Here is a 9,175-nt window from a genome sequence, read left to right as displayed (position 1 = left end):
CGTTGCTTCTTCGATTTGCTCATCGCCGGATGTACGCCCCCGGCACCATGAGCGTCCCGCCATCCGCAATCGGGATGTCAGGCTCGCCCCGGAAGTTCACGAGATTGGCGTGCGTGTCACGGCACATCTCGCGCGTCTTGTCGCAATCCTGGCGGATCTGGTACGTGTCCCCGATCTGGATCGGATACGGCAGCGGCAACGCCATCGTCACCTCGTCGGAGATCTGCGAGTCCACTTCCATCTGCGCGCCTGCGTTGTCGCCCGTGAGCCACTCCACGACGCCAAGTGCGTAGAAGTCGTCGGCCTGCGCGATGGACGTGTCGGTGAAGATGCGGTCGGTTTCGGAGCCCACGGAGGTCACCGTCCCGGCCGTCCACACGAACGCCTTGCCGCAACGCGCGTCGCCGTACTTGGCGCGGCACTTGATCGAATACAGTTGCGAGAGCGGTTGCTTGAGCTGCTGGGTCAGCGAGCGGAACTCGGCCTTCCAGCCGTTGCGGGAGAAGGTGGTTTCACCGCACGTCCCTGCCAGCACCAGCTCATGGCCTTGCGTGAGGTCCATGTAGTTGACGCGGTACACGCGCACCTTGGCGTAGTCGAACAACCCCGCGCGAATCTGCTGCTCGGTGATGCCCGTCTCAGCCACCCAGCCTTGCAGTTCGGTGTTGTCAACGCTGAGGTCAGCCGTGGCCTGCATCCGCTCGGGCGTGAACCCGTTGTCCGCACGATGCGAAGCCGAGCCCCAATCGTCCCCCGTCGAGTACGGATCGACCGTCGCGGGGTTGTAGGTCACGTCCACGTCGAGGTTGGTGAACCCGTACAGGTCGCCCGACTTCGTGAGGACGCGCAGCAAGAGGCAATGCGTCGTGGTGTCGCCCGACAGGTGCGTGACGAGCGACGCCGGAATCTGCTTCATCGGCGCACCTCGACCAGCTCGATGTCGGCCGTTTGCACGTTGGTCGTCGTGGCCGTGATCGCGCCGAAGTCGCTCTCGAAGCGCATCCAGATGTCGAACGTGCCGGTCCACGTGTCCGCCACCGGATTCGCGCCCGTGACGATGCCCGTGGTGAGATCCACCGATCCCGCACCGGAGAGCGTCGCGGTGACCGGAGCCTGGATCAGCCGATACGCGGTCTCGCCGCCGTAGGCGTAGCTGCGCGCGAGGTACGTCACGCCGCCAACGGTGTAGAGCGGTTGCGCGGTGGCCGTGTAGTCCAGCGGATCGCGCACGCGGAACGGATTGGCGCGGCCCCGGCACGCCATGAACAGGTTGCGGATCGCCTGTCGGTCGGCGGCATTGAACATGCCGATGTTGGCGCGGGCTTCGTACTTCGGGAACAGCCATTGCGCGTTGCGCTGCTCGCGGCCGTTATCCAGCGGCACCACGAGCGTCTGCCAGCGCGGGCCGATCACGAAGCCAGCGGCGATGCGCTCGGGCATCCGGGTGGTGAGGTAGGCCATCAGGTGCCCGTCCTCGTCATGCCGCGACGCGCTTCACGTCCGCTGCTGCGCGCCATCTGTTCCCTCGTCTGTCGGTTCGGTGCGCCCTGCACCTGAAAGTTCTGCGTGAGCTGGTACACGCGCTGCTCGCTGCCGCCGCCGTGCATCGGCGTGACGTTCCCTTGGTTGCCGGGGATCAGGTACGAACGGCCGTGGACTTGCAGGAGTTCGGGCTGGTTGTGTTCGCCCACTTCGTAGACGCGGTTTGCCGCCACCTGGCCGCCCATTGCACGGCCACCGCCGAACAGCGCACCGACCGCAGCACCAAGCCAATCGCCACCGGACGTGCCGGAGCCGTTCGTCCCCATCGCACCGAAGGCGCGCTCGATCCAGCGTTCGGCGATCATTTGCGTGATGCGCCGCGCCAGATCGTCGAAGAAGTCGGCGAAGGCTTCCTTCGCGCTCTTGGCTCCGGTGATGATGTCGGACAGCGCGTCGCTGGCCCCTCGGCGGAAGTCGTCCATCAGGTCGATGGAGCGCTGCTTGGCCTTGGCTTCCTCGTCGAACTGGCGGGCCGTTTCCAGCGCGGCCTGCCCCTCGGCGCTCATCGCGTCGATGTTCTGGCGGCGCAGTTCCACCATCACCGCGCGCTCGGCGTTGCTCTTGCCGATCAGGTCGAGTTCTGCGGCCATGTCCGACAGCAGTGCACCGATGGGATCGGCGGCACGCTCGGCGGCGTGCATGTCGGCCTCGAAGGCCTTGGCCTCCTCCTCCAGCATCGCGTTGTATTGCGCGCCGGTCAGCACGCCTTCCTTCTTCAATTCCTCGATGCGACGCAGCGCAGCCTCGTGCGCCTGCTGGGCCTGCACGATGGGGCCGGAGAGCGCGGCAATCTCCGCTTCGTAGCGGTGCTGCACCTCGTCGCCAGCGCGCTGGTAGGCCTCGCCTTCGAGCTTCAGCGCCTCGGCCAGATCCTCGTGCGACCGCTTGCCGTCACGTGCGGCCTGCTCCAGCTCGCGCATCCGCTTGATGTGTTGCTGCTCGACACGCTCCAGCGGGCCTTCGATTTCGGCACGCAGGCTGCCGACCATATCGTCGAAGCGGTCGGATGCGTTTTCGATGCCGCGCGTGTTGACCTTGCGCGGCTTGCGGGCCTTCGGCCCCTTGCGCGCAAAGGCGTCGCGGATGGCGTCCTGCGCCGCTGCGATTTCCGGGTCGGTCTTTCCGAGGCGCTTACCGGCCTCCGCTACCTCGTCCAGTTCGCGCTTCAGTCGTTGCGCGCTGGTCTCGCCCTGCCGGAGCGACGAGTTCCATTCGCGCTGGGCGTCCTCGACCTCCTTGATGTCCTGGCGCGCCTTCTTGCTATCGACGATGCTCAGGCCGCCGCCGTTGACGCTGCCCTTGACGCCGGAGAAGTCCGCGTCGTTCGCACTCCCGAAGTCGATGGGGAGCAGGCTGCGCACGGAGCGCGAAGCGAGCGAGCCGGAGCGCAGGAACTTCAGCGCGGCTTCGTCGGCGCGGCGGAAGCCGTCCACGATGCCGTCGAGGGCTTCGGCGGCGTTGTCGCGCAGGCTGGCAAACGCAATGCTCGTCGCGCCGAGGTTGGACTGCATCTCGGGCGCGCGGGCGTTGAGCGTGTCGGCCATCGCCTTGATGGCGACATCGACCGCCTCGGCCTCGCGGCCTTGCTTCTTCAGCGTCTCGACCTGTTCCAGCGTGGACTGCGTGAGGAAGTGCTGCGTTTCGTTGAGCTTGAGCAGCGCATCGACCGGATCGCGCGACAGGTCGGTGAACGACTTGATCAGATCCTTGATCGTGTCGTCCGCATCGCCACCGGCCGCCTGCACGGCCTTCGCCATGTTGATGATGGCGGTGGAAACCAGATCGACCTGTTCGCCCGTGAAGCGGCCCGAGGCCACCACCTGCGCGATCACGTCGCTGGCGAAGCGTTGCGTGGCGTTGGTCGTCTCGTCGAGGCGACTGGCGAGCGTTTCGAGGTCGTCCGCGCTCTTGCGGGCATAGTCGCCCGACTGGATGATCGCGAGGTTGAAGGCCTGCGCCTCGTCGGCGGCCTCCTTCCACGCAAGGCCCAGCCCGACAACGGCAGCGGCAGCGATGGTAAAGGGATTTATGAGGCCCGCGACGTAACCACCCACGGCACGGATGGCGGGGCCGATGCCACCGAACAGGTCCTTGATCTGGCCGCCCTGCTGGAGCAGGACTTGCAGCGGACGCTGGCCCCCTTGTAGCGAGGTCACGATGTCGGTGAACTGCGCGGGCAGGCCGCGCGTGGCGAATTGCAGTTCCTTGGCCGACTTGGCGTTCGCGGACATCGCCTTGGCGGCGGTGTTCGCGGACTTCTCGACCTTCTGGCTGGCGGTGTCCAGCTGCCCGAGGTCGGCGGCGGCTTCCTTCGCGCCAGTCGTGGTGACGCGAATACCGAGCGATGCGATGTCAGCCACGATGTTCCCTTTGCTCGGTGAGGATCTTCAGCGTCTCGGCCTCCATCACCCGCAAGTCCTCGAACACGCCCGACCACTCCTTGCGAGGAATGGCGATCAGTCGAAGCACGGAAGGGATGGCGTTGTAGTCCAGTCCGGTGATGCCGCCGTAACTGGTGCGCCATTGCGTCGAAAGGGCGACGAAGGCGTTGTGGGCCGCGAGCGTGTCGGGCCAAATCTCTAAGGCATCGTCAGGGAAGTCTTCGGGAAGGAAGCCGAACTCGGCGGCCTCCTTCTCGCGCTGGTCCCCTTCGGCAATCGCCCTGGCGATGCCCTTCAGTTTTTTGTGCGCACTCCGCGCAGTTCGTCGAGGTAGGTATTGACGAACTCACGCCCCGCGCCCGTGTAGGTGTTGCAGAGGCGTTCGGCGTTCTCGGCGTTGAACTCGTCATCGAGTTCCCAGCCAATCGCGCTGTCCATAATGATTTCCGCGTCGGTCATGTCCTTGGCCGACTCCAGCCAATCCACGATCTCGTCGCGCTTGCGCCACTTGAACGTGAACTTCACCTTGACCGGACCGGCCCCCGGAACGGGGACCGGCACGTCGGCCTTGAAGGTGGGCTCGGGATTGAGCTTCAACTTCGCCATGTTGCTCCTTACGAGGTGTAGCGGACCGGCTCGTTGAGCAACGAGAGCGTCAACTGGGTGGACATCACTTCGTTGACCGTGAGCGACGGCAGCGTCGCAACGGAGACGTAGGCGTTGTAGAGCAGGATCGCGCCGTTCGACAGCGTGATCTTGACGGCGCGCTGGGCGCGGTCGTTGTTCGCCGCCAACGCAGCGACGAAGCCAGCCAACGACGGGTCGTCGGCAATGGTCAGCGTGACCGTGGCGGGCGACTTGAACGTCGGGATGCGCACCGCAGCGTCCGATTCGAGGAACTGGTAATCGGTGAACTGCTGTTCGCCACCCGAGAAGGACGACGCCAGGATCTGGCTGATCTGCGTCCAACCGCTGACCGCACGCACCGAGCCCGTGCCGGAACCGGCCGGATAGATGCTCGTGGACGAGGTGTCGTAGCCTTCGAGGTTGAAGGAGTTGGTGGCGCTGCCCGACACGCGGACGATCTTGTTGTTCAGGCGCGACCAGCCCGAGGTGACTTCCACGAACGTGGCGTCGCTGATGCCGTGCGAGGTCGAAGTCACGACACCGGGGTTGGCGTTGGAGATTGCGGAGACGGTCTTGCTGGAGCCGTAACCGCTAGCGATAGCGATCAACGACCCATTCGGCAGGGTGACGGCCATTTAGGCATTTCCTCTAGGCATAAAAAAACCGCCCGGAGGCGGCGGATGGAACCAGCGCGGAGCTGGAGTTACGTGTCGGCGCGGTACTCGAAGGAGACCGGCACGATGTAGTGCGTGTCGTCCTGCAAGGCAGGCGCGACGGAACAGGGCGTGATCTGCTGCACGGTGAAGCCCGAGGCTGTCAGGCGTGCGTTGACCACGAACAGGGCAGCCAATTCGTCGGCGATTCCCAGCGCGGCCCCTGCGCCCTTGTTGATCGGTGCGCACACCGAAACCTGGAACACACCGCGATACGTGGTCAGCGCGCCCGCGAGATCGGGGCTCGTCGTGGCGGCTGGCAGCAGGAAGGCGCGCAGGTACGTGCTGCCGTTCGCTGGATTGAAGGGCACGTTCTCGAACGCCACCGACAGCGCAGGACTGCGCGCATCGGCCCACGTCTTCAGGCGGCCTTCGTAGATGGCGCGGATGCGCTTGGCGCTCACTTGTCCACCTCGTTCACCGCCTGCTCCACGAATGTCTGGAACTCGGTCACGGTCAGCCGCACCATGCCTGCCGGGGCTTGCTTGCTGTGCCCGAGGTATTCGATGGGGCGCACGTAGGGCAGCGAGTTCATCAGGTAGATGTCGCCGTCCTTCCAGCCGTGCAGGATGTTGGTGCCGCGCGCAATCGTCGCGCCGCCCGACTGGTCGCGGACCGGCGTCGTGCCGAAGTCCCCCGCCCCGATGGAGACGTTCCAGTTGCCGCGCAGGCGACCGCCCACGTAGCCCTTCGGGGGCTTGGACTTCCACAGGGACGGATTGCCGACCGGAGTCCGCAGGACGACCGAGGCGAGCAGGTGTCCGCTCACCTTCTGCACGACTTGCGTCACGTTGCCTTCGGCCTTTTGCACGAAGGCGGAAATATCGAGCGCGAACTCACCCACGCAGCTGCGCCTCGTACATCACCGCCACCCCGGCAGGGGCCACGGCCTTGACCGCGATCACCGTCTGGTCCACGGCATTCCACGTCAGCACGTCGCCCTGCTTGGGCTCCTGCTCACTGGACAGGTAGGCGCGCTTGTCACCCGCCAGGATCAGCGTGCCGTCCACGTAGGACTGCGGGTAGTCGAACACGCACGCGGTCGTTGCCAGCGACGTGACCGTCTCGGCGCTCGTGCCCGTGCTGGGGTCGTAGCTGCCCGCCGTCTTGCGCTTGAGCGTGGCCGCCGCGCCGAAGCGTTGCAGCAGGCCCAGTGCCGTGGCGGACGTGCGGCTGTAGTCGAAGCTCACGCGCGCGACACCGGAATCGAGCCCATGCCGTACACGTAGGGCGCGAGCATGGCGTCCACGGCCTTGTATGCCGTCGTCTGCCGCGCCCCGTCCGCGTAGGTGACCGAGATCGGTCCCACCGTCTCCTGCTTCACCTGTGCGCCTACATCGGGCGAGAGGTCGTCGGCCGAGGCACGCACCGCCAGCTCCGCGCAGGCGCGCTGTACGCGCTCAGGAACGATGTCCGCGTCCACGGAGTACCCGAAGGCATACACGCAGCTGCGCGGCCACGAGAGGGCCTGTCCGTCCGCCACGCGATCACCGCGCCAGCGGTAACGGGCCTCCATGTAGTCGGTGCCCTTGCGTAGCGCCTGTTCCTTCTGGTCGGTGGTCAGCGCCGCCCACGCCGCATTGCCGCGCGCGGCGAAGTACGTATCGGCATCCGCCACGCTGATGTAGGACTCCGCGCCAGCGACGCCCGAGCCATCTTCGACAATCAGGGCCACTAGACTTCCTCCACCATGCGGTGCTTGAGCAACAGGGCGACTTCATGGCGCATGGCGCTCATTTCCTGGCCCTTGACCAAATCGGTGTAGCCGACCGAACACGCCTTGCGGGCGCGGATGCGGATCTGCCCTGGAACGCCGAGCAGGCCGTCGATGGCGCTGTGCGGGACGTACTTGCCGAAGCGTTCCTTGGCGTCGTACTCGGGCCACACCTGCGTGAGCGGGCCACCCCCAACGACACGCACCGGACACTTCACGTCGCGGGCGATCTTGCGCGCCTCGTCCACGTAGCCGGGGTCGCCGCCGTAGCCATCGCAGCCTGCGAGCAGCACGACCTTTGCGCCCATCGCGAACGCGGCCCACGTGGCGATCATCCCGGACAGGACGAAGCGCGGGTTCTGCGGCCAGTGGCCGAGGCGGAAGTCCGCGTAGCCGTGTGGGCTGATGATCGGGGCGTCGGACTTGGCGCGCAGGAACGCGCCCATCTCCTTGCCCTCGCGGCTGTTCTTCTCGTCCATCGCCAGCAGGTAGTCGGGCGCTTGCAGCTCGACGCCGTGGGCGTTGGTGCTGATGTAGACGTCGGCCTTCGGGATCACGAGCGGGCCACCGCCCATCACGCAGATCCGCTTGCCCTTGTGCGCGAGGATCAGTTCTTTGAAATCACGCATGGGCGAGGGCCAGTAGGTTCTTGTTGCGCACCTGGACGTACTCCACGCGCGCGAAATGTTGGTTGAGCCGTGCTTCCCACCACTTGGGTGGGAACACGCTCAGGTGCAGCGGCGCACCGACTTGCGCGCCGAATCGGTCGTGGTACAGGGCGATCTGGAAGAAGCACGCACGCTCTGTGCGCTGGGCGACGCCCTGCAACACGGCGTCCACATGCTCGGGCGGGATGTGTTCCATCACGTCCGTGCAGTAGCCGTACTGCGTGGCCTCCATGTCGGCAGGCAAGTCCCACAAACACGCTTCGATCACCGGGCCGTGCTTGCCCCGGTAGGCGTTGGACGCGATGTCCACCATGCGGACCTTGAAGCCACGGTCCACGAGCGCATCGGCGGCCTTGCCCGATCCGCTGCCCCAGTCGGTGATGCTCGCCCCGGCTTCGGGCTGCATCCACTTCAATGCGCCTGCGAGCTCGTGCAGGCCGGGGGCGTAGTCGGCGTAGCCCGGAATGGCCCACGCCTTCTGGTACTTCGTGCGTTCGCTGTCGATGTCGTCCATGCAGGAAGGAGGGCTCCCGAAAGAGCCCTCCGTTTGGTCCTTACGAGCTGGTGACGATGCCGAGGGTGATGACGCCCGCCGTGTGCTTCCACGAGGAGGCCACCTTGTCCCAGTTCGAGCCCGTCGCCAGTTCGGCGTCGGTCGGCGACTTGCCGCCGTTGGTGACATCCCACGCGAAGCCCTTGAGCGCCACACCGAAGGTGTAGTCGGCCTGCATCGTGGTCTCGATGCGTTCCTTGCCGTTGGTCGTCTGGATGTTGGTGATCAGGTCCGAGCCGTCGTAGATCGTGGCCGCACCCGCCGCCAGCGACAGCACCTTCGCATCGTTCGCCGTGGTCGAGGCTTCGCGGAGCGCCGGGGCGTCCGTGACCACGACGCGCTGGCCGAGGATGTCCACCACGCGCACGCTGGAGTACGTGAACAGGGTGGCGGCGTTGGCGATGTTCTGGCCGACGAACTTGTGGTACGTCACGCCGTCCATCACTTCGCAGATCAACGACTGCGACGCATCACCGAACAGCGCGTGCGCCGAGTTGAGGTCGGCATACGTGATCGGGCCGGTGTTGGCGTCGTACACGGTGTTGGTCGTGCCCGCCTCGATGGCGGCAACCAGCGCGGCAATCGCCGTGTTGAGCTGATCCTTCAGCATCGCCTCGGCCATGTAGCGCGAGATCACTTCGGCCGCTTCGGCGGGCGACTTCTGCACCCACGCCAGCTGGCCCGGCTCGAACAGGATGGGGCCGAAGCCACCAGCCACCTTGACGCCCACGGCCTGGAGCTGCGAGAGCGCCGTGCTGGAGGCAGCCGCGTTGGACGCATAGCGATCCACGCGACGCTGGGCCGCGTGCAGCGACGCCCAGAAGTTCTCGTAGCGGTAGTCGCCCTCGAAGCCTTCGGCCGTGAGGCGGATCGCGCCGGCGGATGCGGCGTTGAACTTTTCGACATCTTGGGCGAGCTTTTCGGTCGCCATCGTCTGGACGGTCTTGTTGAAGACCTTCATGCTGGACAGAGCCATT

General features: G+C 65.9%; 13 protein-coding genes. All 13 read right to left on the bottom strand.

What is annotated here, in order from left to right:
* Window positions 1-19: 19 nt before the first annotated feature.
* The 13 genes from LF41_RS05295 to LF41_RS05245 all read right to left on the bottom strand — a co-directional run bounded on the left by LF41_RS05295 (window position 20) and on the right by LF41_RS05245 (window position 9,174).
* Entirely contained in the window at window positions 20-916 is an 897-nt protein-coding gene (locus LF41_RS05295; RefSeq protein ID WP_036166889.1) for a DUF2163 domain-containing protein, read from the bottom strand.
* On the bottom strand, window positions 913-1,461 hold the full coding sequence (locus tag LF41_RS05290; protein WP_036166886.1) for a DUF2460 domain-containing protein: 549 nt from the start codon (window positions 1,459-1,461) through the stop codon (window positions 913-915). The genes LF41_RS05295 and LF41_RS05290 overlap by 4 nt, the downstream gene beginning before the upstream one ends.
* A complete protein-coding gene (locus LF41_RS05285; RefSeq protein WP_036166883.1) occupies window positions 1,461-3,902 on the bottom strand; it encodes a phage tail length tape measure family protein in 2,442 nt (813 codons plus the stop codon). The genes LF41_RS05290 and LF41_RS05285 overlap by 1 nt, the downstream gene beginning before the upstream one ends.
* On the bottom strand, window positions 3,895-4,200 hold the full coding sequence (locus LF41_RS16430) for a DUF1799 domain-containing protein (RefSeq protein ID WP_272913776.1): 306 nt from the start codon (window positions 4,198-4,200) through the stop codon (window positions 3,895-3,897). The genes LF41_RS05285 and LF41_RS16430 overlap by 8 nt, the downstream gene beginning before the upstream one ends.
* Window positions 4,201-4,217: 17 nt before the next feature.
* The gene (locus tag LF41_RS05280; RefSeq protein ID WP_036166879.1) at window positions 4,218-4,529 is read right to left on the bottom strand and encodes a phage tail assembly chaperone; all 312 of its coding nucleotides are present in this window, start codon (window positions 4,527-4,529) and stop codon (window positions 4,218-4,220) included.
* A gap of 8 nt (window positions 4,530-4,537) precedes the next feature.
* Complete coding sequence (locus LF41_RS05275) at window positions 4,538-5,185, bottom strand: phage tail protein (protein WP_036166877.1); 648 nt, start codon at window positions 5,183-5,185, stop codon at window positions 4,538-4,540.
* Between the two features lie 68 nt (window positions 5,186-5,253).
* The gene (locus tag LF41_RS05270) at window positions 5,254-5,667 is read right to left on the bottom strand and encodes a phage tail terminator-like protein (protein ID WP_036166875.1); all 414 of its coding nucleotides are present in this window, start codon (window positions 5,665-5,667) and stop codon (window positions 5,254-5,256) included.
* Window positions 5,664-6,107: a hypothetical protein gene (locus tag LF41_RS05265; protein ID WP_036166873.1), complete on the bottom strand. Its 444-nt coding sequence runs from the start codon at window positions 6,105-6,107 to the stop codon at window positions 5,664-5,666. Before LF41_RS05265 ends, LF41_RS05270 begins: the two co-directional genes overlap by 4 nt.
* Window positions 6,100-6,453 carry a hypothetical protein gene (locus LF41_RS16065; RefSeq protein WP_052116157.1) on the bottom strand — a complete coding sequence of 118 codons (354 nt, stop codon included), beginning with the start codon at window positions 6,451-6,453 and terminating at the stop codon, window positions 6,100-6,102. The genes LF41_RS05265 and LF41_RS16065 overlap by 8 nt, the downstream gene beginning before the upstream one ends.
* Complete coding sequence (locus LF41_RS05255; protein ID WP_052116156.1) at window positions 6,450-6,938, bottom strand: DnaT-like ssDNA-binding protein; 489 nt, start codon at window positions 6,936-6,938, stop codon at window positions 6,450-6,452. The genes LF41_RS16065 and LF41_RS05255 overlap by 4 nt, the downstream gene beginning before the upstream one ends.
* Window positions 6,938-7,606 carry a hypothetical protein gene (locus tag LF41_RS05250; protein WP_036166871.1) on the bottom strand — a complete coding sequence of 223 codons (669 nt, stop codon included), beginning with the start codon at window positions 7,604-7,606 and terminating at the stop codon, window positions 6,938-6,940. Before LF41_RS05250 ends, LF41_RS05255 begins: the two co-directional genes overlap by 1 nt.
* Window positions 7,599-8,159, bottom strand: a complete 561-nt coding sequence (locus LF41_RS16060) for a class I SAM-dependent methyltransferase (protein WP_052116155.1) — start codon at window positions 8,157-8,159, stop codon at window positions 7,599-7,601. The genes LF41_RS05250 and LF41_RS16060 overlap by 8 nt, the downstream gene beginning before the upstream one ends.
* A 40-nt stretch (window positions 8,160-8,199) precedes the next feature.
* Window positions 8,200-9,174: a major capsid protein gene (locus LF41_RS05245; protein ID WP_036166868.1), complete on the bottom strand. Its 975-nt coding sequence runs from the start codon at window positions 9,172-9,174 to the stop codon at window positions 8,200-8,202.
* Window position 9,175: the final 1 nt, after the last annotated feature.

The organism is Lysobacter dokdonensis DS-58, from assembly GCF_000770795.1.
Classification (GTDB): Bacteria; Pseudomonadota; Gammaproteobacteria; order Xanthomonadales; family Xanthomonadaceae; genus Noviluteimonas; species Noviluteimonas dokdonensis.
Note: the sequence above shows the minus strand (reverse complement) of the source record. Positions and strands in the feature narration are given on the sequence as shown.

What these genes read in the sequence shown, in the direction of transcription:
- LF41_RS05295 (WP_036166889.1), bottom strand. Translation starts at nt 916, where the DNA reads ATGAAGCAGATTCCGGCGTCGCTCGTCACGCACCTGTCGGGCGACACC.
- LF41_RS05290 (WP_036166886.1), bottom strand. Translation starts at nt 1,461, where the DNA reads ATGGCCTACCTCACCACCCGGATGCCCGAGCGCATCGCCGCTGGCTTC.
- LF41_RS05280 (WP_036166879.1), bottom strand. Translation starts at nt 4,529, where the DNA reads ATGGCGAAGTTGAAGCTCAATCCCGAGCCCACCTTCAAGGCCGACGTG.
- LF41_RS05275 (WP_036166877.1), bottom strand. Translation starts at nt 5,185, where the DNA reads ATGGCCGTCACCCTGCCGAATGGGTCGTTGATCGCTATCGCTAGCGGT.
- LF41_RS05250 (WP_036166871.1), bottom strand. Translation starts at nt 7,606, where the DNA reads ATGCGTGATTTCAAAGAACTGATCCTCGCGCACAAGGGCAAGCGGATC.
- LF41_RS16060 (WP_052116155.1), bottom strand. Translation starts at nt 8,159, where the DNA reads ATGGACGACATCGACAGCGAACGCACGAAGTACCAGAAGGCGTGGGCC.
- LF41_RS05245 (WP_036166868.1), bottom strand. Translation starts at nt 9,174, where the DNA reads ATGGCTCTGTCCAGCATGAAGGTCTTCAACAAGACCGTCCAGACGATG.